The organism is Flavobacterium defluvii, from assembly GCF_900129555.1.
GTDB lineage: Bacteria > Bacteroidota > Bacteroidia > Flavobacteriales > Flavobacteriaceae > Flavobacterium > Flavobacterium defluvii.
Window position 1 is genome coordinate 29115 of sequence record NZ_FQWC01000010.1, and the last position, 25678, is coordinate 54792.

Genomic DNA, 25678 nt, shown 5'->3' on the forward strand with positions numbered 1-25678 from the left:
GGCGTTTATTCTATTTTGTTTATGAAAAACATCAAAAACTACATTTTAAGTTTTATTCTATTTTTTGCAGCAACAGTCAGTTCATTTGCTCAAAGTTCCGATTTGTACTTTGACCATATTAACTATGATACCAGTTTTTCGCAGAGTATGATTTCGAGTATTCATCAGACCCAAAAAGGTTTTATCTGGATTGGAACGGCGAATGGTTTAATTAGTTATGACGGATATGATTTCCTGCGATATGTTTACAATAAAGATATTCTGAACAGCATCAGCAACAATCATATAAATGTAATTCTGGAAGATAACGAAAGACAGCTTTGGATTGGAACCAATAACGGATTGAATCTTTTTAATAAAAATGAAAAAAACTTTTTGCGCGTTGATGTTCAGAAGATAAAAGGCGGAAGAAACTATATTTCATCCATAATTCAAGACGATCAAAACCGAATTTGGATTGGAACTTTTGGCGGAATCAAACGCCTGAACAGACAGAAATATCTGTTGGAAGAAATCTCAAACGATCATAATTCGCCATTCAGAAAAAGCAGGGTTTTGTCTTTGTTTTACGATCGAACTTACGGAGTTTTAGTGGGAACATCCAAAGGTTTGGAATGTTTTGATCCTAAAAACGGTTCGAAAAAAACGCTTCCAAAAGTTTTAGCAGAAAATGAAGCTTTATTAAAATCTAAAATCTGGAAAATTATTAAAGAAAAAAATGGCGATTTATGGTTTGCTACCGAAGCAAATGGTGTTTTTCGTTTTGAGGTCAGCAAAAATTCTGTGACCAATTTTCTTCTAAATGCAAATAACAGAAAAAGTTTGTCTTCCAATTGGGTAAATGACATCGTTTCTATTGATGACAATACGATCTGGTTTGCCACAAAAAATGGTTTATGCGTTTATAAAAAAGACAGAAATGAGTTTATAAAATATGGGCATAATCCGTTACAGAATTACAGTCTTTCTGATGATGATGTCAAATGTTTTCTAAAAGATCGTCACAATGATATTTGGATAGGTACGAATGGAGGAGGAGTTAATTTTTTCCAGAAAACGAATACAAATTTCACAAATATTAGAGAAGTCATAAAACCAAATTTCGGACTGAATACAGCCTTTGTTAATGCTGTTATAAAAGAAAATGATGGATCTGTTTGGGCTGGTACCAATGGCGGAGGCTTAAATTATCTTGATTTTAGAAATAATAAAAATGCTTCTTATCAAATTGAAGCTCATGATTTTGACAAAAGCGTGAACATGATAACAGTTTTAGCGAATCAAAACGAACAAAATTTATTTTGCGGAACTTTCAACGGGTTATTTAAATTCAATAAAAACACTAAAACATTTCAGTTTATATCGCTTTCGCGAAAGGATTCCAAAGAAAGAGAACGTCCGATTACCTCTTTATTGATGGATAACGGAGATCTCTGGGTGGGAACAAATGGTAACGGATTGAAAAAAGTAATGCCAGATGGAACGGTCGAAATTTATATGGCCGATGGTTCTGCCAATTCACTCAGTGATAATTTCATTACAGATATTGCAAATAGAAAGGACGGACTTTGGATTGCCACACAATACGGTTTAAATTATTTCGATAAAAAGTTGAAACAAGTTACCCGAGTTTTCAAAGCAGGTCCTAAAAGTGGTTTGTCAAATAATAGTCTTACGGTCATGTTTACTGATTCTAAAAACCGATTTTGGATTGGTGCAGAAAGTGGAGGCGTAAATATTTTTGACGAAAAAAAAGGCCGTTTCTTCGAAATCAACCGTTCGATGGGTTTTACAGATGAAACCATCAAAAGTATTTCAGAAGATGCCGAAGGAAATATCTGGATTAGTGACAATAATTTGCTTTATAAAATCAAAACCAAAAATGTAAAACCTGTTCCTAGTATTAAAGATTTTGAAATCACTTCTTTTTCTTCGAATGATGGTTTGAAAGTAAAACAATTCTCAAACAATTGCAGCATAAAACTAAATGAAAAAGAACTGGTTTTTGGATGTTCAAATGGTTTAATCATTTTTAATCCTTCCAAATTAATTAAAACAAAAGATAAATCACCAATTGTTTTAACCAAGCTAATTGTTAATAATGAGGAAATTAAACCTGGAAATAAAGAGGTTTTTTTAGAAAAAAGGATAAGCGAAACTTCAGAAATCACTTTAAAGCACGATCAAGGATACATCGGATTAGAGTTTAGTGCGATGAATTTTATTTCGCCGGAAAAAAATGAATACGCGTATAAATTGGAAAGCTCTTTTAATAAAGACGAATGGCATGTGATAGGCTCACAGCATTATATTAACCTGATCAATTTGAATTCAGGAACTTATATGCTGAAAATTAAAACGTCGAATGGAGGAGGAGAATGGAATCCGACAATTAAAACTTTAAAAATTATCATGTTACCGCCCTGGTGGAGGACTTGGTGGGCTTATTTGTTTTATATCGCACTATTGGCAGGCGCCTCGGTTTTATTGTTCCGTTTTTTAAGAAATCGAGAATTATTAAAACAAGCTTATTATTTGGAACAAGTTGAAAAAGAAAGACAGGAAGAGTTGTATAAAATGAAACTGGATTTCTTTACCAATGTTTCTCACGAAATTAGAACGCCTTTGACATTAATTAGCGGACCAGTTGAAGAACTTCTTAGCGGTGCCGAAAAAGGTTCAAATCTTGAGCATAAACTGAAAACCATTAAAAGCAATTCTGATCGATTGTTAAAATTGGTCAATGAATTAATGGATTTTAGAAAAGCTGAAAAAGGAAGCATGAAAATCTATTGCGAACAACAGGATATTGTTTCATTTTGTTTTGATATTTACGAGTCGTTCCGCGGAATTGCAGTCGAGAAAAAAATCGATTATAAGTTTGTGCTGAATATCAATACGGCTCTGATTTATTTCGACAAAAACCAAATGGAGAAAGTAATCTACAATCTGCTTTCGAATGCGTTTAAATTTACCAGTAAAAATGGCCGAATCACTCTTGCAGTAGAACAAAAGGAAGGTGAAGATTATATCGAAATTAAAGTCAAAGACAACGGAATTGGGATTCCAGAAAACAGAAAGAAAAAAATCTTCAAGAACTTTTTCCAGTTGGACGAACGAGGAAGCGCCAATTTAGGAAGCGGAATTGGTTTGGCTTTAAGCAAAAGCATTGTAGAACTGCATCATGGCGAAATAAAAGTGCAGACAGAAGCCGATGCTAATTTCAATACCATATTTACAATCAAATTGAAGAAAGGAAAAGAGCATTTTAAAAAATCGCAGATTGTTGAAAATTCAGTTAAGATCGAAGAAAATGCAAATCCGATTTCGGATGTTAAAACTGAAATTGATCTTTATGAACCAGAATATTTGGATGATGCGGAAAACACTTTTAAAAAGACCGTTCTGGTAATTGAAGACAATGAAGAAGTGCTCTCTTTTGTGTATGACATTTTATATACCGATTATAAAGTCCTGAAATTTACAAATGGAGTACAGGCGCTGGAATACATGGAAAAGGAAATTCCAGATTTAATAGTAACCGATGTGATGATGCCAGAAATGGATGGTTTTGAATTGTGTACGATTTTAAAAACAAGTCAAAATACCAATCATATTCCGGTTATTTTATTGACGGCAAAATCTTCGACTTTAAATAGAATCGAAGGTCTTTCGACTGGTGCCGATGCTTATATTTCGAAACCTTTCAGTATTGAAGAATTAAAACTGACAATAGCCAATTTATTGTCGGCCAAAGAAATAATGCGCCAGAAATACAGTGAAAGATTTATTTCTGATACAGAACTAGAAAATGTAAATACGCCTGAAGGTTTATTTGTGAAAAAACTAACCCAAATAGTCGAAGACAATATTGATAATACAGATTTTGATGTAAATGATTTGGTTCGCGAAATAGGAATGAGCAGAACTGTGCTTTATAAAAAAGTGCAAACCCTGACCAATTATTCTGTCGCAGGATTTATAAAAAATATGCGATTAAAAAAAGCAGCAAGTTTATTAATCAGTACTAGTTATTCGGTATCTGAGGTAACCTATAAAGTTGGTTTCAATGACCGAAAGCATTTTAGCAAAGAATTTAAAAAGTTTTATAGTTTATCGCCTAGTGAGTATAAAGGAGCTCAGGTAAAAAAATAACCTCATATTGAACCGCAATCCCGATAAACTATCGGGAGAGAAGGTTTACGCAAAGTCCGCAAAGTTGAAATATTAAAACTTTGCGGACTTTGCGCTTTTATTCCTTGGGAGCATTGCGCTTAAATAATCAAAAAAATAACCACCTCACAATTTTTTAAGGTTTATATTACGAATAATGCTTTTTAAAGGCGCTAAAATGCAAATAAACACATTGACGCCCCTAAATTGGAATATTTTCCTCCCCTCAAACCGTCATTTATTAATCACATTTGCAATGAGATCATGACTGATTTCTATCTAACTAACCAAAAAAATAACTTATGAAAAAAAGCAAACGTGTCAAGATGTTTTGCCGTGAAGGAAAATATCTAAAACTAGTTTTATTACTGTTTATGTGTATTTTTTCGACCACAATTAATGCACAGGAAAGTCCGATTTCTGGAAAAGTAGTCGATAATGCAGGATTGCCTCTTCCGGGTGTAAACGTCCATGTAAAAGGAAGCACAAAAGGAACCCAAACCGATTTTGACGGTAATTTCACGATTAGTACTGCCCCAAAAAGTACGCTTGTATTCTCTTTCATCGGAATGGATGAGGTTTCGGTGGAAACCGAAAACAAGAAAAACTTAAAAGTAGTTTTAAAACCAAGTTCGCAGGCTTTAGACGAAATCATTGTTGTAGGTTATGGCACCAAAAAGAAAAGTGACGTAATCAGTTCTGTGGCTTCGGTAAAACCTGGAGACATGACTAAAGTGGCAACTTCTGATGTTGGAGAAATGCTTCGCGGTAAAGCAGCCGGAGTACAGGTAAGTTTAAATGATGGCGGACCGGGAAGTTCTTCTTCAATCCAAATTAGAGGGAAAAAATCGATTAACGGAAGTAACGAACCAATCGTTATTGCTGATGGAATTGTAATCGGAAACATTAACGATATTAATGCCAACGATATTGCTTCTTTGGAAATCTTAAAAGATGCCGCTGCACAATCTATTTACGGAGCAAGGGCTTCAAATGGTGTAATCTTAATTACGACCAAAAGAGGAAAAACAGGAAAAGCAAAAATCTCGTACAACGGTTTTTCTGGAATTCAAACTATCAACAGAAATTTTGATGTTTACAGCGGAGAAGAATTTGCGCAGTTAAAAAGAGAAGCATATAGAACAAGCAATGGTGGAGTTTACAGACCAGATAATCAGGTTTTCTCGAACCTTGAATTAGAATCGGTTCAATCAGGAAAATATATCGATTGGGAAAAACATGCTCTAAGAACAGGTACAACCAATAACCACAGTTTAAGCATTTCGTCAGGAACAGATAAAACCAGTATCTTTTCAAGCATCAACTACATTAATACAACAGGAGTAATCCCAAATTCTGATTTCGAGAAAGTGGCCATGAGGGTCAATGTAGATCAGCGAGTAGCAGATTGGCTAAAAATAGGAATGAATGTTTCGCTTCAATTCTCGGAAACAAACAGACCAAACGTAGGTAATGTTTTAAATAATGCCATTACAACATCTCCATTAGGAAAAATTTACAATGATGATGGATCATTCCGTTATCTGCCGGGAGGAATTCAGGAAACACCAAATCCGCTTATTGATATTTACGAGACTACAACAAATGAGTTGAATCGAAATGATATCATGAATATATTTTTGGATATTAATTTAGCAAAAGGTTTTACGTATAAATTAAATGCCAGCCGAAGATCTTGGAATTACAAAGCCATGTCTTTCAATACTTCAAAATCACTTTCAGGAATTGCAAACTCAGGACAAGGAAGCGGTTATATTCGTTTTCAGGATAATGTAGAGTATCAATTGAGTAATATTTTGCATTATAATTTAAATGTAGCCGAAAAAAATCATTTTAACGTAACGGGAGTTTATGAACTTACCTCATCAGAATACAATGATTTTAGAAACTCAGCAAGCAGAATTCCGAGTGATATTCTTGGGATTTATGGTTTAGAAAGCGCGTTCTTAAATACGCCTGAAATTGGAGGAAATGAAAGATCGCTGATTTCTTTTGCAGGAAAATTAGAGTATGATTTTGACAGCAAATATTATTTTACAGTTTCAGGAAGAGCCGATGGATCTTCAGTATTTGGAGCGAATAATAAATGGGGATTCTTTCCGGCTGTCAATGCCGCATGGAATGTTTCAAACGAAAACTTCATGAAAGAACATGTTCCGGTTATTAGTAATTTAAAATTAAGAGCCAGTTATGGTAAAGTAGGAAACCAGCCAAAAGACCCATATCAAAGTATGGCGGTTGCAGATCAGAGAGATTATATCATAAACGGAATAAAAGTATCAGGATACGTTCCCGGAACACAATTGTCTAATCCGGATTTGCGCTGGGAAACTTCTACGCAGTTAAACCTTGCGGCAGATTTTGGATTATTTAAAAACCGATTAACAGGAACTGTTGAGGTTTACGATACAGATACTTCAGATTTATTGATTTATGAAACCCTAAATGCAAATACAGGTTATACCAGAAAACTTTCAAATATTGGTAAAGTAAACAACAAAGGTTTAGAAATTACCTTAAATGGTGATTTAATCAAAAAGAAAGATTTTAGGCTGAATGTTGGTGCTACTTTCACTAAAAACAAAAACAGCATAGTAAGTATTTATGGTAAAGATGCCAACGGAGACGGAAAAGAAGATGATGATGTTGGAAACTTATGGTTTATAGGAAAACCAATTGATGTGTATTACCAATACAAAGCTGTTGGAATTTATCAGGAAGGAGAAACCATTCCAATTGTTACAGGAACAACTTTATATCCGGGAGACATAAAATTATACGATGCTAATCCTTCAAACGGAGCCAATCCAAACCCGAATGAAGACCGTGTCATTACATCAAAACTGCCAGATTGGTTTGGAACTTTTTCATTGGCTTTAGAATACAAACAATTCGATTTCTCGGCAGATATTTATACGGTTCAGGGTATTACAAGAGACAACCCGTTTTTATACGATTATGTAAAAGGAGGTTCTTTGAGAGGAGTTAAAAACGGTATCAAACAAGATTACTGGACACCTGAAAATCCGGGAGGAAACTGGCCGAGACCAAGAGACGGAAACGATCCGCCATATATCAATACTTTAGGATTACAAGATGCCTCTTACATTCGTTTGCAAAACGTTTCTGTTGGATTTAAATTTCCAGAAAGCACACTTAAACCATTAGGATTAAGTAATATGAGATTGTATGTAACCGGAAGCAATTTGGTTACCCTTACAGATTATCAGTCTTACAGTCCAGAGAAAGAAGTATACGATTATCCGGAACCTGTTACTTGTGTTATAGGCTTACAAGTAGGTTTTTAATAACATAGTTTAAGACATTCAATAAAATAAAAATAACAAGATCATGAAAAATATAAATTTTCTATTTGTTTTGATATTTGTACTTTCTTTAGGACTTACTTCATGTGAAGATTTTCTGGAAGAAAACGTAAAAGATCAGGTTTCTGTAGATTATATCTACAATTCTCCAGCTGGTTTAGAAGTAGGAGTTAATGCACTTTACAACCAGATGCGTTATTACAATCTGCCATCTGGGGACAACAGCGATTTATGGGCCAATGTATTCTTTATGGCAGCAACCGATTTAGGTTTGCATAGAACCTGGAATACACCTTACGGAACAGGGCACAATCCACAATCGTTTACAGGCTCAAAATGGATTCAGGGCTATAAAATTATTGACAGATGTTCGGCAATTATTACATCGGCACGAACTATAAAAATGGATGAAAATGCCAAAAAAAGATTAGTAGCGCAGGCACGCGTTATTAGAGGCGAATTGTATCTGGATTTAAAACAAATGTATGGAGGTATTTTAATTGATACTATTCCAACAACTCCTGAAAACATCAATGATCCGGTAGAATATAAAGTAGCCAGCGATGCTGATGTATATCGATTAATCGATGCCGATTTAGACTATGCAATTGCCAATCTTCCTTTTAAAGTAGATCCGGGCCGTTATGGTCAGGGAGTTGCGAGACACATTCGCGGAAAAAGCGCATTATGGCAGGAAGACTGGACAGAAGCTGCAGCGCAATTTGACGCCATTATTAACGACGGAACACATGGTTTAGTAGCTCTTGCCGATGTCTGGGGTCAAAATGCCAATCATAAAGAATCTCTTTTTACTTATCAAAAAGACTTTTTATTAGGCCCGGCAGATGGGTTAGCTGGAGGCGGTGGTTCGTGGTTAAGCAGCGTTTTTACACAAAGAACTTACGAATTAAATCCAAACGAACTAATTCAGGATGTGGCTTATGGAGGTCAGGCTTTAGGATGGTTTTATCCAAATAATTATCTGAAATCTCTTTACGATCAGGCAAACGATCTCCGATTCAAAACTTATTATTATTCAGATAATTATCAAGATTATAAAATCAATGTTCCCGGAAATCCAAAATTCGGACAGCCCATTACCAATCCGGCTATTGCTGCGCCAAATGGAAATTACAGAGCATGGCATTGGAGTTTGAAAAAATATCATGATACCGAAAAACTGCCAATGACTTCAAACAGCTACAAAGATTATATGTATTACAGATTGGCAGAAACGTATCTGCTGGCATCAGAAGCACATCATAATTTAGGCAACGATACAAAAGCATTAGCTTATCTAAACAAAGTAAGAAGAAGAGGTTATACAGGAAATCCTGAAAGTACCGTAACCACTTACGATTTGACAGCCTGGACTTTAAACAATTATTTAGACGAATCGGCAAGAGAATTGGCTTTTGAAAACAACAGATGGTTCTTGTTAAAAAGATTAGGGCTTTTAGTAGAAAGACAAAATCTCTATTTCCGTTCAAGTCCTTCCGGAACTATTTCTGGAGAAGTACCTTTAAAAATGACTCCGGCAATGGTAAATATGCCAATTCCACAGAGCCAGATTGATTTGATGGGAAAACCAGAAGGATTTAATGTTGGATACAACTAAGTTTAAAGTTTGATTTATAGATAAATAGAAACATATTTCTTTTAAAAAGTTAAAGCTATGTGCATTTAAACAAGTGAAAAGCCTTTATGTTCAAAACAAATCTATGTTTCTATGTGTTTAAAAAATTAAACCCAAAAAAGTTAAGGTTAAAGTTAGTAATAACCCATCCGGAAGTTAGAATATTCCTGATCCGACTTCCGGATTTAAAAAGAAAACACATGAAAAGTAAACAATATATTTTAGTAACATTAACTGCTTTGCTGTTTGCCTCTTGCAGCAACGATGAAAAAGTAGTTTTGAAATATGCAGATGAAGGCGATTCGGGAAATCCAAATCCGATTACGCAGACCTTAAAAGAAAAAGCAAAGTTTAAAATTGGAGCTGCTGTAAAAATGAAAGATCTGCAAAACGAAGCCAATTATAAAAATGCTGTTTTAAAACATTACAATCAAATTACAGCCGAATTTGAAATGAAAATGGCGAGTATCTGGACTTCTTCAACAGCATATAATTACACAGCCGCTGATTATTTAGTAGGTTTTGCCCAAGACAATAAGTTAGAAGTTCACGGGCATACTTTGGTTTGGTACGATTCATTTCCGGAATGGTTTAAAAAGGCCCAATACGATTCGATCGCTTTTGAAGCCAAAGTAAAAATCTACATTACTGATGTTGTAGGACGTTACAAAGGAAGAGTAAAAAGCTGGGATGTTGTTAATGAAGTTTTTGCTGACGGCGGCGCCATGCGAAACGAAACGGTAATCAATTCATTATTTAAAGATCCAATCGGATTTTACGGAAGATGTTTCCGATATGCAAAAGCAGCCGATCCAGATGCAAAATTATTTTATAATGATTACAGCGTAGTTTTAGATGGAGGAAAAAGAGCTTCCATCAAAAAAATGGTAACCAGATTTAAAGCTAACGGAGTGCCGATTGATGGGATAGGAGATCAGTTTCACTACGCAACAGATACCAACAGACAAACCATGAAAACTGGTTTTACAGATCTTGCTTCAACAGGATTGTTAATTCATATTTCAGAATTGGATATTAAAGTCAATACCGGAAAATCAGATTCGTATGTTTTTAATGATGTTGAAAATCAGAAACAGGCAGAAACCTATAAATACATTACCGCTATGTATGAAGAGCTGCCTCAAACCCAAAAGTTTGCCATTTCAACCTGGGGAGTAACAGATAAATATACTTGGCTGACAAGTTTCTGGCACTCAAAAGAATATCCATTGCTTTTAGATGCTGATTACAATAAAAAACCAGCTTATCAGGGATTCTTAGACGGATTGAAATAATGCAGAATATAGAATATAGAGAATAGAATATAGAGAATAGAATATAGAAAGGAAGAGAAGAAATAAGATTTGATGAGAGGTCTTTTCTCTATAATCTCTGTTCTATTTTCTATAAAATAATAACCAAAAAACCGAAATCATGAAAATAAAACTAACCCATATACCCAAATTAAAATATTTCCTTTTAATGCTTTTTATAGGTTTGCTTTCCTGCGAAGACGATGTACGCGAAGTATATCTTTATAAAAAAGGAGAATTAAATGCGACTTCAACAAATACCGCTATTAAAGGAGGAGAAACAGTAACTTATACCGATTCGTCAACAAAAGTACGTGCCATAAAATGGACTTTTCCAGGCGGTTCGCCGGGAGCTTCAATTGAGCCTAATATTGAAGTAAAATATACCAAAGCGGGAACTTTTACGACTACTTTAGAAATCACTTTTGTAGATAATACCATTCAAAAGAAAACATTTACAGTTGAGGTCGAAGCACCGCCAACTCCGCCAATTGTTATTCCGGCAGATGCACTTAAAATCTACTCTGAAAATCCTGATTTCACAAAAACAGCTCCGGTTTTAAACTGGGTTTCAAGCAATCAGTTTGTGATAAAAGAAGTGGCAGCTGATGGATATGAAGGGGCTTATAGAAATTTCTCTCTTCCTGCAACACCGCCTGCTGCAGAAGCGAAATGGGCAATGGCAATTTTACAGTTTGTGAATGTTACCGATATTTCATCTTACACTTATATCAATATGGCAGTAAGAACTACAAGTACCGGAAAAATCAGATTTAGAATGAAAGATGCTTCTAATACGGGTTATGTTGAATTTGATGCCACAAGTAATTTATACGGACTAAAAAGAGACGGAAGCTGGAACATGGTTAAAATTCCAATTGCCGATTACAAAAAACAAAACCCTGCATTAGATTTAACCAAAATCAAAGATATTCTAGTATTAAGAAGCGTTGATCCGGAAGATGTAAGAGCTTTAAACAACTACACTTTCGATTTCGATCACATTTATTTATCGAAATAAATTTTAAACACATAGAAACATAGATTTTTTTTGACTTGGAAAGGATATAGAAAGAAACTAGTTTCTAACACATAGCTAAAATTTGTGAATCTAAACATTTAAAAATCTGCACAATCTGCGAGAGAAATTTCAACTCGCAGAGCAGCGGATAAAATTTAGCTATGTTCATTTTATGCAAGTGAAACGTCTTTTACACTCAAAGAAAATCTATCCCGATAGCTATCGGGACTATGTGTTAAAAAATTGTGACGGTATTTACTCTAAAAAAATAATTAAAAATGAATTTAAAGAAACATTCCATTTGCGTATTATTCTGTTTTACAAGTTTAATATCGTTGAATGCTCAGAATAAAATTACTTATCAAAAAGTCGAAGCCAGACAAAATGCTTTAGATCCAAAATGGGTTGCTTATGATGCAAAAACTATTGATAAACTGCCTGGATTTAAAATAAAAAAGCAATTGCCAGGTTCGATTTACGGCGGTTCTAAAATGTGGCAGAAAGAAGCAACAGGATTTTTTAGAACAGAAAAAATAGACAACAGATGGTGGATTATCGATCCGGAGGGATATCCGTATATTTTTAAGGGTGTTGCCGTTTTCAATGCGGGGCGTTCAGTAAATCAGCAGAAAGCATTTGATAAAAAGTTCGGAAGCAAGGAAAATTGGGTAAACCAAGAATCAAAATTACTTCGAGATAACGGATTTAATGGCGTAGGAGCGTGGTCAAATGTTGATTTGGTTAAAAATGCCGAAAATCCGTTGGTGTATACCGTGATTATTTCGCCAATGGGAATGTATCATGCTGATCATATTAAAAAATATGGAGGAAAATATAAAGAAGCGAGCTGGCAAAATTACCGCTTTGATTTGGTTATGGTTTTTGATAAAGAATTTGATGCCTACATCGAAAAATCGGTAAAAGAGATTTCTCAGTACAAAAATGATAAGTATTTGATGGGTTATTTTACAGATAATGAACTGCCTTGGTATAACGATGCATTAGATAAACATTTAACTTTATTGGCTAAAGATGAGCAGGGCTATATTGCTGCAAAAGAATGGCTGGATAAAAGAAAAGGTTTTAATGCTTCGGCATCTGATATCACTCAGGAAGACCGAATGGCATTTACGGCTTTTTATTTTGAAACGTATATGAAAAAAGTAACTGATGCGCTTCGAAAAGCAGACCCAAACCATATGTATTTAGGATGTCGTTTCAATCAGGATAAAGATCAGGAACTAACCAATCCGGAGATTTTTAAAGTGGCAGGAAAGTATATGGATATCATTTCGATCAATCATTACAGAAAATGGGAACCAAGTCAGGATTTAATGAACAATTGGGGCGAATGGTCGGGAAAACCGTTTCTGATTACAGAATGGTACACTAAAGGAGAAGATTCAGGTTTGCCCAATAATACAGGCGCAGGATGGCTGGTTCGAACACAAAAAGAAAGAGGACTTTTTTACCAGAATTTCACTTTAGAACTTCTGAAAAATAAAAATTCAGTAGGCTGGCATTGGTTCAAATATATGGATAATGATCCGCAGGATTTAAGTACAGATTACTCAAATCGAGATTCCAACAAAGGAATTGTGAACAGTAATTTTGAACCGTATTTGCCTCTATTAAAAGAGATGAAAGTGATTAACGATAACGCTTATGAGCTGACGCGTTATTTTGATAAAATGTAATTTTTTTAAACACATAGAAACATAGATTTTTTAGACTTAATAAAGGATACTAAAAGAAACTAGTTTCTAACACATAGCTAAACTTTGTTAGTAAAATCCGGCTATGTGTATTTATAAAAGTGAAACGTCTTTTTCTACACAAAGAAAATCTATGTTTCTATATGTTTAAATTAATTAGATCCATATAATTAAAAATAAAAACTATGAAAAAAATTGTAATGCTGTGCTGTAGTTTTCTCCTTATGGGAAAAGCCATTGCACAGGAAATTCCGTTAGTTTCCAATATTGCAGCCCGAAACAATATTACCTTAAACGGAAAATGGAGTTATATTGTAGATCCGCTTGAAAACGGATATTACGATTACCGATTAATGCCTTTTAAAAACAACGGATTTTTCGAGAATAAAAAATGGAATACCACAGACTTAACCGAATATAATTTTGCGACTTCTGCCACAATGGATATTCCGTCAGATTGGAACAGCAAAGACGAAAGATTGTTTTTTTACGAAGGAACGGTTTGGTTCCAGAAAGACTTTAATTATAAAAAAGATGCAAAAACCAAAGGGATTCTTCATTTCGGAGCTGTCAATTACGATGCGAAAGTTTATGTAAACGGAAAACTGGCAGGAACACACGTTGGCGGTTACACACCTTTTAATTTTGATGTAACCGATTTATTGGTTGATGGGAATAATTTCGTAGTGGTAAAAGCTGATAATAAACGCCACAAAGATAATGTGCCAACCGTAAATATGGATTGGTGGAATTATGGCGGAATCACAAGAGATGTGACTTTGGCTCAGGTTCCGAATACTTATATTGAAGATTATTTGGTTCAATTGGATAAAAAAGAAAAAGGGAAAATTTCTGGCTGGATAAAACTAAATAGTGAAATAGCAAACCAATCTGTTTCGGTTTCTATTCCTGAATTGAAAATTAAAAAGAACATTACGACAGATGCAAAAGGAATAGCATATTTTGAAATAAAAGCCAATCCAATTTTATGGACGCCAGAAAAACCAAAATTATATGAGGTAACCATTTCTAAAGCCGATGAAAATATTGCAGATCAAATTGGTTTTAGAACTATTGAAACTAAAGGCAAAGAAATTCTTTTAAACGGAAAAAAAGTCTTTTTACGCGGCATTAGTATTCACGAAGAAGCACCTTTCAGATCTGGAAGAGCTTGGTCTGAAGACGATGCAATTACTTTGTTGAATTGGGCAAAAGAATTAGGCTGTAATTATGTTCGTCTGGCGCATTATCCGCACAACGAAAACATGGTAAAACAAGCAGAAAAAATGGGGTTAATGATTTGGTCTGAGGTTCCGGTTTATTGGACAATTTCATGGACAAATCCAGATACTTATGCCAATGCAGAACAACAATTGCACGATATGATTTATCGTGATAAAAACCGTTGTGGAATTGTAATTTGGTCGATTGCCAATGAAACACCGCATGGAGATGATCGAGATATTTTCTTAAGTAAGCTGGCAAAATATGCACGCACGCAGGACAATTCTCGTTTAATCAGTATGGCAATGGAAGTGACCAAAAGTCCAAATAACGTAAATACACTTCATGATAATATGAACGAGTTTGTAGACATTGTAAGTTTTAATCAATATTTGGGCTGGTATAGAGGAACAAACGAATCTTGCAAAGACATGCAATGGGTAATTCCCTACAACAAACCGGTTATTATCAGCGAATTCGGAGGCGAAGCTTTACAAGGTCGTCATGGAGATAAAAAAGAACGTTGGAACGAAGAATATCAGGAAGAATTATATATTCAAAACACACAAATGTTCAATCGCATTGAAGGCTTGGCAGGAGTTTCTCCATGGATTTTAGTTGACTTTAGATCTCCAAGAAGACAGTTGCCAAATATTCAGGATTTCTTCAACCGTAAAGGATTAATTTCTGATCAAGGAATTAAAAAGAAAGCTTTTTATGTAATGAAAGATTGGTACGAGCAAAAAGAAAAAGAATATAAATAATAAAATGTTTTAGATAAATTTGATTGAAAATTCCAAAATCATTTATGGTTTTGGAGTTTTTTATTTTAAATTATCTTTGATTTGAGTTATTTTTCTGGATATGTCTCTCTAATATTCATTGAGTTTATATTTTCACAAATTTAAAACTCTTTCCAAGGGTTTGAGTCTTTCTTTTTTTTGCAAAAAACTAAAAGTTACAATACAAAAAACTGAGAATGATGAACATCATAAAAAACAAATTAGCTTTTTGTGTCAAAATTAAAGGCAACTTCAAATTTAGATGGGCATTAGATTTAAATGTATCAAATAAACATTTTTTTTCTGCGTTAATTAATATAAATCCATTTAAATAAAATATGAAAAACAATATGATATTATTGATCTCCTTTTTTTCGGTATTATTATCATGTCAGAAAGATGATATTTCTTATTCAGATGCAAGAGATTATAAAGAGGAAATGCGGAAATTTGTAATAGGAATAAGTCAATATGCAAAGTCTAAAAATCCAGCTTTCAACATCATTCCTCAAAACGGCATTGAGTTGGTTTCAAGCAATGGAGATGCATCTGGAAATCCGCACATATCTTACCTTAACGCTATTGATGCCAACGGTCAGGAAGACTTATTTTTCGGATACGACGAGGACAATGTTGCTACAGACAATAAGCATAACTCTTATCTGCGGGAATTACTCAACATATCCAAAAAAGCAGGGAATGTGATTTTGGTAACAGATTATTGTTCAGATCCGTCTAAGATGGAGAACTCATATCTTCAAAATCGAAATTCCGGATACGTTTCGTTTGCCGCTAATGAAAGAGAACTAAATAATATTCCGGCTTTTCCAAATCCAATTTACCAAGAAAATGCAAATACAGTCACTGAGATTTCTCAGGCAAAGAATTTTCTTTATCTCATCAATCCATCCAAATTTAATAGTAAAAGTGAATTCATCAAAGCAGTAACTTCTAAAAATTATGATCTTTTGATAATGGATTTATTTTTTACAGACGGAATGGCTTTTTCAAAAACTGAAATAAACCAGTTAAAAAACAAGGCTAATGGAGGGAAAAGACTTGTAATTTCTTATATGTCTATTGGTGAAGCAGAGAATTACAGGTATTACTGGAAAGAAAACTGGAGCAGCACCCGTCCCGAATGGCTGGACGCTGAAAATCCTAATTGGAAAGGGAATTTTAAAGTAAAATATTGGAATGCTGATTGGCAAAATATCATATATGGTAATGATAATTCATATCTCAAAAAAATAATCGATGCGAATTTTGATGGTGTTTATTTGGATATAATTGATGCTTTTGAGTTTTATGAAAATTAAATTATTGTTGGATTCATATCATTTGAATCCGATTCGCTGAAACTTGTTATTTAATTGGGGATATACTGATAAACTAAAATTATAGTATAATTTCAAATTAAAAATATTAATTGGATACAGTCAGCTGAATTGCACGACTGGTTTCCTATGCATCAGGCAGCAATCTGGCTGCGATGAGCTTCTTAGATGATACAGATATAGAAAAAGGCAAGGACTTTTTCACTATTCGTTTTTGGGGTGCATTTAATCCAATTATAGTAACATAGTCAAGACATTTGGGCTTGTATGTTTTTTTTAAATAGGTTTGCCTTCAATCTTGTTGTCAAATACTTAAGCTTAAGGCTTTTTCTTAAAAAATTATAATTACATTTTGCGGCACTTTAATTTGGAGCTCTTTTGTATTTTTAATTTGAATTCGTCATATTCTGTTAAGTTAATTTCTGGAACTGAAAACAACAAGAATAAAAGCTGTATTGTAATGAATCGTCTTTAATTAAGTTATAATGATAATTTATTTGCTGGATAAATGGCTAATCATTCCAAAAATTTTCTTGTTTTTTGGCTTCTGTTTTTTTAGATTTCTCTGTATCATTGCTTTTGCCAGTTTCCCAAAAATCATTTGTGTTTACTGTCTTGAAACTTTTTTTCATAGATTCATCACCATAACTAAATTGATTAATCTGCAAACTGCTTTTTGATGCTAGTTCAATAAATGAGCTCTGCATTTTTTCAGCATCAGTTTGATTTAAATAATAGCCTACAATGCTGACTTTGCCAACACCGAATTTCTTAAGATTATTTGCAAATGCAGATTTATAAGGGAAACTTCCATCGTCTAGTTTTTCAACCGCTATGACATTGCTAATGGCTATGGAACCCATTTCTTGTGTCAAGAGAGCATTTTTATCGGCTATGAAGGCAAATACATATACTTGGTTTTGTTTTACATTATTTGATTCCAAAGGCAATCTGCCTTCTGGAAAAAGTTCAAGCATTTTTTGTCTGATACCAAACAAGGCCGCTTTTCTTTTACTTTCCAGTAAAGCCAGTTGGGCTTCTCTTTCTTCGCGTAGACGCTCTTTGTTTTCTCTCTCTATTTTATCAGCCTTGATTTGGCTTAAAAGGCCTCCAAGTGCCTTCATGCTTCCGTTTATGGCAGCATCATATTGAGAACCGCTGTTTGATGTAGCATCTAAGTAACTGGAGACTGAAGCGGCTTTAGCGGCTGCATAATTATTGGATTCCTGCTCTATAATCTGCATCTGCCTGCTATATTCTTGATTGATCTCATCAATTGAATTGAAAATTTTATCTGCCAAACCAGCCTCTCTAATTGCTTCTGCTGAATTGGATGCCGCATTTCCCTGACTGAAAGATTGGGATAAATTACTGGCCTTGCTTACAAAATCGGCTTCTAATAGCTTTGCAGCTTCCTGTTTCTGTCGAATGTCGGCCATCTGAGCATTTACTTTTGCCTGGATTTCCTGATTTTTTGCCTGCTTGATTTCTTCAGGTGTTTGTTGGCGAGGTGTTTTAACTACAGGGCGTACGGCTTCTGGATTGTTAGAGCTTTCAACAGTAGTTTCTTCATTTTTGACTGTATCTTCCTTTTTCTGTTTTTCGGCTAGAACACGTTCTATTTTAGCCAGCTGTGCAGCAGGATAACTTTCTTTTGGCAATAATCTGAGAGCCTGCCCATATAAATTCTTAGCTTCCTCAAGATTGTTTCTGCTAAATGCATTATCAGCTTGCCGTATTACATTTTTGTAGTCTTCTTTATTTTGCTGTAACTTTATTAGATTACGGATTCTGGCTTCTAAGTCTGATGAATTGTTCCAGTTAAGATTGGTAATAAACGAGCCTGCCCACATTAAATCAAGATGATCTAGATTTGTTTCTTTAGAAATTTCAGCAGCATGATTAACGCTGTTTGTTTCGCCTATTATTGCTCCTATTGAAATAAAAGGATTTGAACCTCCCAAATTGGCTTGTGCAGCAAGTACCTGAATCTGCATATTTATTGAAGTTACCGCTAGTTTGTCAAAACCTGAAGCGCCGAGACCATCTATTGCATCCATTGCATTGGCCAGATATGCTATACCGTTATATTTGTATGCCGGAATTCCGTTGCCAAGAAAGCTCATTTTTGTAAATGAAATATGCAGATTGGCGTAGTGCTTTGGACCAATTGTTTCCCTTTCAAAATAATAGCTTCCGCCAATACCAATTCGCATAGGTCCTCGGTCCATAGCTGTTGGCAAAGTTAATTCCCAAAGAAAATTCTTTGCTGCCGATTTGTTTTGTGCTGATAAATTTAATACCAGGCATAACAGAAAAACTATGTGCAATTTGATTGGCGGAAGTGTTTTCATGATTCAAACAGTATTGATTTTTAAGAATTCTATTAGATTCTCTTTTTGAATAGTATATAACCGACTGATAATCCAAAATTTGAATTTTTTATGTGGCTATCATCAACACCAGTTGGATAATTCATAATATTAGCAAGACCTTGTGAATAGGTTAGACGCAATGTGATGCCGTTTCCAAAAAAGTATCCAGCTCCTACATTAACACCATAATCACTTCTTTTGTATGAATAATCACCATCGTTTATCTTTAACTCTCCATATTGCGTTTCAGCTGAAGTAAGGTAGCCATAGTAACCGCCTCCAGAGAAAAAGAAAGTGCTTCCGATCGGCTTGATTTTGTACACAAAATCAACAGGAACGCTTACATATCCGAGTGTTACAGTAGTATCATCATTTGAGTCCTTAAATTTCGTTCCCATGTTTCCATAAGTTATTCCTGGATTGATTGAAAATCTTGCGTCTTCAAAAGGTATCCAGAATGTAAACCCAAGTTTACCTGATAATGTGCCTTTGTGGTCCTCAAATTTCTGTCCGTTGTCTTTTTCGCTGAATTTAGTCATTCCGATGGTGCCAAAAAGTTCTCCTTGTGAAAATGCAAATGTCGAAACCGTCAACATAGCGGCTAAAAGTAGTTTTTTCATCATAATCATAATTGTTTTTAAATTTATTTATAGTCTTTGAATACTCTCAGTGTAAGGGAGCTCTTCCATCTTTTTTGGTTTTTTTCGTCTACGTAATTGTCACTGTACAAATGGACTCCTTTAGTATCTGAAATAGCCCAGCTCCATTGATTTTGGTAATCATAATAAGGTATTGCATCGGTTGATTTGTTGCCATATGATTCAAAATCAGCCTTGAATTTTTCTACGTATTTGGTGACCTCCGCAGTAGCTTCTGAGAAAGTTAAGGTACCTTGCCCTTTGCTGTTGTAGTAAAAAATCGTTTTCTGAAATCCAACAACTCTGCCGTTTTTCACTAGTACTAAATGAATAGTGGTGTCATAGATAGGAGCACCTGTAGAAGAATTGTAAGGCAATAGAAAATTTTCTTTGTTCTCAAAACCAATGCTTTTAGAATGACAGGCATAGATAAGATCAGCCTCAGTGCCTGATTCCCATTTTGTCTTTGACATTTTGTAATTCTCAGGCAGAATATTTGGATATTGCTTTTGAAACTCTTCTATTGTTTGCCCCATAGGAAGATCGTCTATTGTAAACCTTTCAAAATTTGCTTTCCCTTTTTTAATATTGTCTTCAAGTTCTTGTTTTTGCGCTGCGAGTTTCTGTTCCTCAAGCATCATATCATTTAATTTCTCTTTTAGCAGGATCTTATTTTTGGCAACTGCCATTTTCTTATCCTGCGAGTAGCTATCGATTCCAGATGATTTTTCAAAAGCCTCTATTTTTTTTAAAATATGTTTAACCCGGTCTGAGCTGCTAAATCCCTTGTCCATTTCCACCATAATTTCTAAATATAACAATTTAGGCTTGCTGCCAATAATGGTCTTGGCTTGTTCCAAATAAGCAAGAGCTTTGTCGTATTCGTTGTTGCTATAGGCCTCTTCACCTAATTGATATTTAGCAATAGCCTCCATTTCATTCTCTGTTTGAGAAAAAGAAAGAAGATTTTGAAAAAATAAAACGATTAAAAATATAATTTTGAGAAATTTCATACTATTTATTTGATTAATCATGACATAAAAAAATGTTAAATTTTTTGTCGCTAAACTAAAAAAAATTAGCAAATTAACAATATGATTTCTTTATATAAATTGAAAAAAGTCCCAATAGAAATGATTGCAGCAGGATTTTAGATAAAAAAAAGAGAAAGTTTTAAATATTGTTGCAGTCAATTAATCAAGTCATTGTAAATATTTCAAACAGAAATCCTCACTGGGACCGCAGTTAATAGTAGTATCCGAATGTGGTTTTGAAAAAAATGAACATGAGAAAATAAAAATAAGAGCTTCAAATATTAAGCTCCATTAGTGCATCGCCTGTAATGTGCTGGGAGTTGTTTTTTTAATCGGTGTCGCTTTTAGACAATAATTGAACTCGAGCGACCGCTCTTTCGAACCTTTGATCCCATCGCGTATTATCCCATCTTCTCTTAGTTGAACTTTCCCTGCGGATACCGTCAACTGTTATTCTGAAATACACAATCCATTCTCTACTTTCTATTCTGGGTCTTTTTAAAAAGAATCCCAAAACTGCTTTCCAACATAATCCTACTTTTTAAATTAATAAATGTAGAATAATATCACTGCCAAATCCAGTCGTTAATCTCGTTAACCCCTATAATATGAGGGATTTTTGCTGTTTCTGGTGCACTTTTCTATGCGCCGGAAAGTGCACCGATTTTGCACCTTTAATTTTGTGTGGTTTTAAAAAATATGAAAAGCAGGATTAAAAAAAACCTGCAAATCCTAGGATTTGCAGGTTTTACCACATTTGTTTTGGGCTTTTTAAAAGAATGAAAAAACTTTTGTTTTTTGTTCTTTAACCCTCTGTGGGGAGAGCAGGATTCGAACCTGCGAAGTTTTCACAGCAGATTTACAGTCTGCCCTCGTTGGCCGCTTGAGTATCTCCCCAGATCTCAGCGTTGTTGCGCTTTGTTGTTCTAAGCGGTTGCAAAGATAGCAACGTTTTCTACATTTGCAAACAAAAAAAGAACTTAATTTTAAGTTATTTTAAAGTTATTTTTTAATCCATTGGAATTGAATAAAATAAAAAATCTCCACTAGGGAGATTTTTTTAACTTATTTTAAAATGTAGGATTATTTTGCTAGCAGTTCAATAATTTTTGCTCTCAATTCCGGACCTCTTAAGTCTTGTGCTACCACTTTTCCTGAAGCATCAAGAATAAAAGTTGCAGGAATAGATTCAACATTATATTGTTTTGCAATTGGCTCATCCCAGAATTTTAGGTTTGAAACATGTGTCCAGGTTAAACCGTCTGCAGCGATAGCTTCTTTCCAGTGTTCGGCATCTTTATCCAAAGACACTCCAACAATATTTAATCCTTTTGAATGTAACTCTTTATAGATAGCTACCACATTTGGATTTTCTTTTCGGCATGGTCCGCACCATGAAGCCCAGAAATCAACGATAGTAACTTTACCTAAACTTTCTTTAAGCGAAACTACTTTTCCCTGCGGGTTTGGGGCAGAGAAATCTGCTCTTCATTTAGCGCTGCCAACAGGAGGAGCTGATGCACCAACCGCAGGCATTTTTGCTTGACCTAGTCTGTTTTTGATTTCTTTACCAGGAGTTGTATTTTTTAAAGACTCATCTAAAGAGTTGAATATACTTTCTGTCTTTTTAATATCATTGCTTGGGTCATTAATCATACCTTGAATAATTAATACAGAGATATAAGATTTTGGATGACTTTCAGCATAAGCTAAATATTTCTTTTTGCTGTTAGCTTGTACTTCTGTTTGAATTTCCATGTATTGTTTCATCAAACCATTGATAGTTGCAGTATCTTGTGCTTTTTGAGCTTCCTGCATCTTTGTAGTATTCTTTTTCTGGAAATCAACTAAGCTTTTTTGAGTTTTTGTGATATCTTCATTGAATTTTGAATACTCATCATTATTGTAAGTTCCGGAAACTTTAGATTTGTGGATACTGTCTTTGTCAATTTCGATATTAATTTCTCCCGTTTCTAATATAAAAGGGAATGGTTGGTTTGCACCCTGAAGGATTAATGTATGAAAAGCTGGTTCAGTAACTTTTCCTTTTATTTCAAATTTTCCATTTTCAACTTTTACTGTATCAAGCGCAACAGCCATTCTTGTAGTTGGATCCTGACCTTGAAGAATGATCGTTTTTCCGTTTTCAATTCCTTTTGCAGTACCTGTAATTAGGTATTCTCCGTCTTTAACTTTGCTGCAAGAAATGATAGCTGCAGAAGCTGTAAGTAAAAAAAGTATTTTTTTCATTATAAAAAATTAATTAGTTAATTGATTTGTGCAACAAAAGTATCTAAAATTATAGAACATATAGAATTTTGTAACCTAAAATTTTGTTATAGTTTTTTTATGTCTAATAGCCCAGTAATCAAGTGTTTTGAAGCATTAATTTGATTTAAAACTCTTATTATCTTTTTGTTTATAAAGCTAATATAGAACTTTTTTAATAGTAAGACATAAAAAAAGCACTCTGTAATAAGAGTGCTTTTGAAATATTTTTTGAACAAATTTATTCTTGATTTGTTTTCTTTCTCCAGGTAAAAGAGTTTAAAATGTGTCTTTTTGCAAATCTTCCAGGAGAATCTGCATTTACCATTTTCACGTAAGTCGCTTTAGGAACGCTAATGTATTCGTAAACACTTCCGTTAGAAAAATCAATAATCAAACGACCATCTACAAATTTATAGTCTGTAATAGTACAAGTTGTTATTGTTTCTGTGTATTCAGGTAAATTAAGTTTGATAGTATCAGGGTGAATGCTTACTAAAAAGTGGTAAGCCTCAATGATCGTTTTACTTTTTTCTTCTGCAGCTTTTAGACCAGCTTCATCTCCTACGAATTTATCTGGATGAGATTCTTTCATCGCATTACGATAAATTGTTTTTAAATCTTTTAACTCTGCAGTTTTGTCTACGTTTAGTAATTTACGGTATTCAACTATTTTTTTCATAAATAAAAGGTAACTACTTGTCTATTAGTTTGAAATGGCACTTTTTTAGTTCAAATCGACAAATTTTTTGCAAAGGTACACTTTTTTTTAACTTTTTACTTTTGATCGAAAAAATAATTAGAATTATGAATTATTGCTAATTAACCGCAAAGTACGCTAAGAGTTGTTTAATCAAATTGTGTTATAAAACGCAAAGTTCGCAGGCTGTATCGCTGCAAGCTTTGCGAACTTTAGATATATTTATAAAAACCATCCAATACTGAGATAAATCTTAGCGTACTTTGCGGTTAATTATCCATATTTAAACTTGAAACATTAAACCTGAAACAAAAATTATTCAGGTTTGCGATTCGCTTTATCAAAATTTTTGGATTTCTTTGGATATTTATCGTAACTCATATCACTTGGGTTTTCAATTACAGATTTAATTGTAATCCAGTCACCAATATTAAAATTTGTATGAGCGATTTTATAATCTAAAAGATATTCACCACAGAAATAATTGTTGTTTTCATCTTTTTCGATAATTCCCGTGTAAACTCCTTTTTGGGGCATTTTTCCTTGTGAATCTTTAGACATAATTTTTTGTTTTAAATTGAAGCAGCAAAGTTAATCAATTTAGGTTTGTTTTGGGGAGTTCGCGACAATCTGAGTATATTTGCAGTATGCAGAAAAATTTTAAGCCACATCCAAATTCTTTCAAGAATACCTTTTGTGTTTTTAATGAAGTACTTCCAAATGAAATTGAAGGTTTAAAAAAACAATTCGAAAGCAAAGCAGGAAGTTCTTATTATTATACTGAAACCGGAATGTACCGCGTATCGAACCATTGGGGACGACTGGCAAATAGTAAATGGCGCTTAATTGCGCGTGAACCTGAAACAGAATCAAAAACAAAAATTGGTTTTGCAGCCTGGAATGAATTTTATCCTGATAATGCCGAAGAAAAACTTTATTATATCGAAGCCGATTTCGAAAAAAATCTTGCCAATTATCAGCATAAAAATAATCCCAATTATGACGGAAAAGCGATTTTAAGAACCAGTTTTGAAACCACGAAGCGCTTAAAACAAGTTCGAAATTTGCAGCAATTAACTTCCTGGGCAAAATATTTTGATTATGATGATATTGCAGATTTAAGAAAGCAGATTATCAACGAATTGATTTTTACCGAGAAAAGTTTAGAAGAAATTAAAAGAGAAATATAATGGGACGCAATAACGAAAAAAACATTAAAATTCACAATGACAAATTGCACAAAGCCCAGGCCAAGAAAAAGCAAGCAGAAGTTTCACGGAAAGAAAAGCTGAAAGAAATTGTGAAGAAATTCAACGAAAATAAAGAGTAATAAAAATATAGTTTCAAGTTTTATGTTTTAAGTTTCAAGTTATTGGAACGAAACCTGAAACCTGAAACCTGAAACCTGAAACTTGAAACTTGAAACTTGAAACAAAAAAAACAATGAATAGTAAATTTGAAACTTTAAAAGCCAGTGTTCAGGAAATCATTGATTTGATCGCTGCAAAAAATGATAGACAAGCCAATAATAAATTACTTGAAGTAAGCGAAACTTTAGATGAAATGCTAGACTTTGCTGAAGAAGATGAAGAGTTGAGAGAAATAAGCAGATATCAGGTTTTACTAAATCAGTTTCATGTAAAAATTAATGGTGAGGAACAAGTAGATGGCGACGCATAAATGTTTTTGCGATACAGGATTATTATTTGATAATTGCTGCGGATTGTATCTCGAAAAAAGACAAAAAGCGCCGTCAGCTTTAGCTCTAATGCGTTCGAGATATTCGGCTTATGCGACTCATAATGTTGATTATCTTTTAGAAACGACTTATATTTCAGAAAGAAAGTATTACTCAAAAGCTGAAATTCTAAAATGGGCAGCGGCAAATAAATGGCAGAAATTAGAAATTTTAAGCTTTACAGAAAACTCCGTTGAGTTTAAAGCGTATTTTTTAGATTCTAACCAAAAACCGCAGGTACATTACGAATTTTCGACTTTTAAATTTGAAAATAATGCATGGTTTTATGTCGATGGAAAGTTTGAATAATTATTATATCTAACACTGTTAGTTGTGAATTTTGGTTAAATATTTTAACTAAAAATTAATAAACGTTT

At 33.9% G+C, this 25678-nt stretch carries 18 protein-coding genes, 1 tRNA gene and 1 pseudogene; 12 read left to right on the forward strand and 8 right to left on the reverse strand.

From position 1 onward, the window contains the following. Positions 1–21: 21 nt before the first annotated feature. The 8 genes from BUC29_RS18500 (at position 22) to BUC29_RS18535 (ending at position 16530) form a co-directional block, all read left to right on the forward strand. The gene (locus BUC29_RS18500) at positions 22–4155 is read left to right on the forward strand and encodes a hybrid sensor histidine kinase/response regulator transcription factor (protein ID WP_073417791.1); all 4134 of its coding nucleotides are present in this window, start codon (positions 22–24) and stop codon (positions 4153–4155) included. 320 nt (positions 4156–4475) lie between these two features. After that, positions 4476–7502 carry a SusC/RagA family TonB-linked outer membrane protein gene (locus BUC29_RS18505; RefSeq protein ID WP_073417670.1) on the forward strand — a complete coding sequence of 1009 codons (3027 nt, stop codon included), beginning with the start codon at positions 4476–4478 and terminating at the stop codon, positions 7500–7502. Positions 7503–7545: 43 nt separating this feature from the next. After that, complete coding sequence (locus tag BUC29_RS18510; RefSeq protein ID WP_073417671.1) at positions 7546–9138, forward strand: RagB/SusD family nutrient uptake outer membrane protein; 1593 nt, start codon at positions 7546–7548, stop codon at positions 9136–9138. 218 nt (positions 9139–9356) lie between these two features. Beyond that, positions 9357–10451 carry an endo-1,4-beta-xylanase gene (locus tag BUC29_RS18515; RefSeq protein ID WP_073417672.1) on the forward strand — a complete coding sequence of 365 codons (1095 nt, stop codon included), beginning with the start codon at positions 9357–9359 and terminating at the stop codon, positions 10449–10451. Positions 10452–10590: 139 nt separating this feature from the next. Beyond that, positions 10591–11490, forward strand: coding sequence for a PKD domain-containing protein (locus tag BUC29_RS18520; RefSeq protein WP_073417673.1), 900 nt, complete (start codon positions 10591–10593; stop codon positions 11488–11490). A 278-nt stretch (positions 11491–11768) separates the two neighbouring features. After that, complete coding sequence (locus BUC29_RS18525; protein ID WP_073417674.1) at positions 11769–13187, forward strand: hypothetical protein; 1419 nt, start codon at positions 11769–11771, stop codon at positions 13185–13187. 203 nt (positions 13188–13390) lie between these two features. Beyond that, positions 13391–15193 carry a glycoside hydrolase family 2 protein gene (locus BUC29_RS18530; RefSeq protein ID WP_073417675.1) on the forward strand — a complete coding sequence of 601 codons (1803 nt, stop codon included), beginning with the start codon at positions 13391–13393 and terminating at the stop codon, positions 15191–15193. A 356-nt stretch (positions 15194–15549) separates the two neighbouring features. Continuing rightward, on the forward strand, positions 15550–16530 hold the full coding sequence (locus BUC29_RS18535) for an endo alpha-1,4 polygalactosaminidase (RefSeq protein ID WP_073417676.1): 981 nt from the start codon (positions 15550–15552) through the stop codon (positions 16528–16530). Between the two features lie 530 nt (positions 16531–17060). On the opposite strand, the gene BUC29_RS18540 is transcribed toward BUC29_RS18535, so the two are convergent. The 8 genes and pseudogenes from BUC29_RS18540 to BUC29_RS18570 form a co-directional block, all read right to left on the reverse strand. Next, the gene (locus BUC29_RS18540) at positions 17061–18902 is read right to left on the reverse strand and encodes a hypothetical protein (protein ID WP_073417677.1); all 1842 of its coding nucleotides are present in this window, start codon (positions 18900–18902) and stop codon (positions 17061–17063) included. Between the two features lie 32 nt (positions 18903–18934). Beyond that, positions 18935–19519: a porin family protein gene (locus BUC29_RS18545; protein WP_167369548.1), complete on the reverse strand. Its 585-nt coding sequence runs from the start codon at positions 19517–19519 to the stop codon at positions 18935–18937. A gap of 47 nt (positions 19520–19566) precedes the next feature. Continuing rightward, positions 19567–20595, reverse strand: coding sequence for a hypothetical protein (locus BUC29_RS18550; protein WP_073417679.1), 1029 nt, complete (start codon positions 20593–20595; stop codon positions 19567–19569). A gap of 816 nt (positions 20596–21411) precedes the next feature. Further along, positions 21412–21492 (reverse strand) — tRNA-Tyr (locus BUC29_RS18555). 186 nt (positions 21493–21678) lie between these two features. After that, positions 21679–22065 (reverse strand): annotated as a pseudogene (locus BUC29_RS21280) (peroxiredoxin family protein); the annotation flags it as partial. Positions 22066–22083: 18 nt separating this feature from the next. Next, positions 22084–22845: a DUF4369 domain-containing protein gene (locus tag BUC29_RS18560; protein ID WP_084538681.1), complete on the reverse strand. Its 762-nt coding sequence runs from the start codon at positions 22843–22845 to the stop codon at positions 22084–22086. A 259-nt stretch (positions 22846–23104) separates the two neighbouring features. Next, positions 23105–23545 (reverse strand): KTSC domain-containing protein, encoded by a 441-nt coding sequence (locus BUC29_RS18565; protein WP_073417680.1) that lies wholly within the window; start codon positions 23543–23545, stop codon positions 23105–23107. Between the two features lie 333 nt (positions 23546–23878). Continuing rightward, positions 23879–24124 (reverse strand): hypothetical protein, encoded by a 246-nt coding sequence (locus BUC29_RS18570; RefSeq protein WP_073417681.1) that lies wholly within the window; start codon positions 24122–24124, stop codon positions 23879–23881. A gap of 86 nt (positions 24125–24210) precedes the next feature. On the opposite strand from BUC29_RS18570, the gene BUC29_RS18575 reads away from it, so the two are divergent. From BUC29_RS18575 to BUC29_RS18585, 4 genes are all read left to right on the forward strand, one after another. Beyond that, positions 24211–24753, forward strand: a complete 543-nt coding sequence (locus tag BUC29_RS18575) for a hypothetical protein (protein WP_073417682.1) — start codon at positions 24211–24213, stop codon at positions 24751–24753. Further along, complete coding sequence (locus BUC29_RS21585; RefSeq protein WP_165608798.1) at positions 24753–24893, forward strand: hypothetical protein; 141 nt, start codon at positions 24753–24755, stop codon at positions 24891–24893. The genes BUC29_RS18575 and BUC29_RS21585 overlap by 1 nt, the downstream gene beginning before the upstream one ends. Before the next feature lie 113 nt (positions 24894–25006). Continuing rightward, the gene (locus tag BUC29_RS18580) at positions 25007–25243 is read left to right on the forward strand and encodes a hypothetical protein (protein ID WP_073417793.1); all 237 of its coding nucleotides are present in this window, start codon (positions 25007–25009) and stop codon (positions 25241–25243) included. Further along, positions 25230–25610, forward strand: a complete 381-nt coding sequence (locus BUC29_RS18585; protein ID WP_073417683.1) for a YchJ family protein — start codon at positions 25230–25232, stop codon at positions 25608–25610. Before BUC29_RS18580 ends, BUC29_RS18585 begins: the two co-directional genes overlap by 14 nt. The last annotated feature ends 68 nt before the right edge of the window (positions 25611–25678 follow it).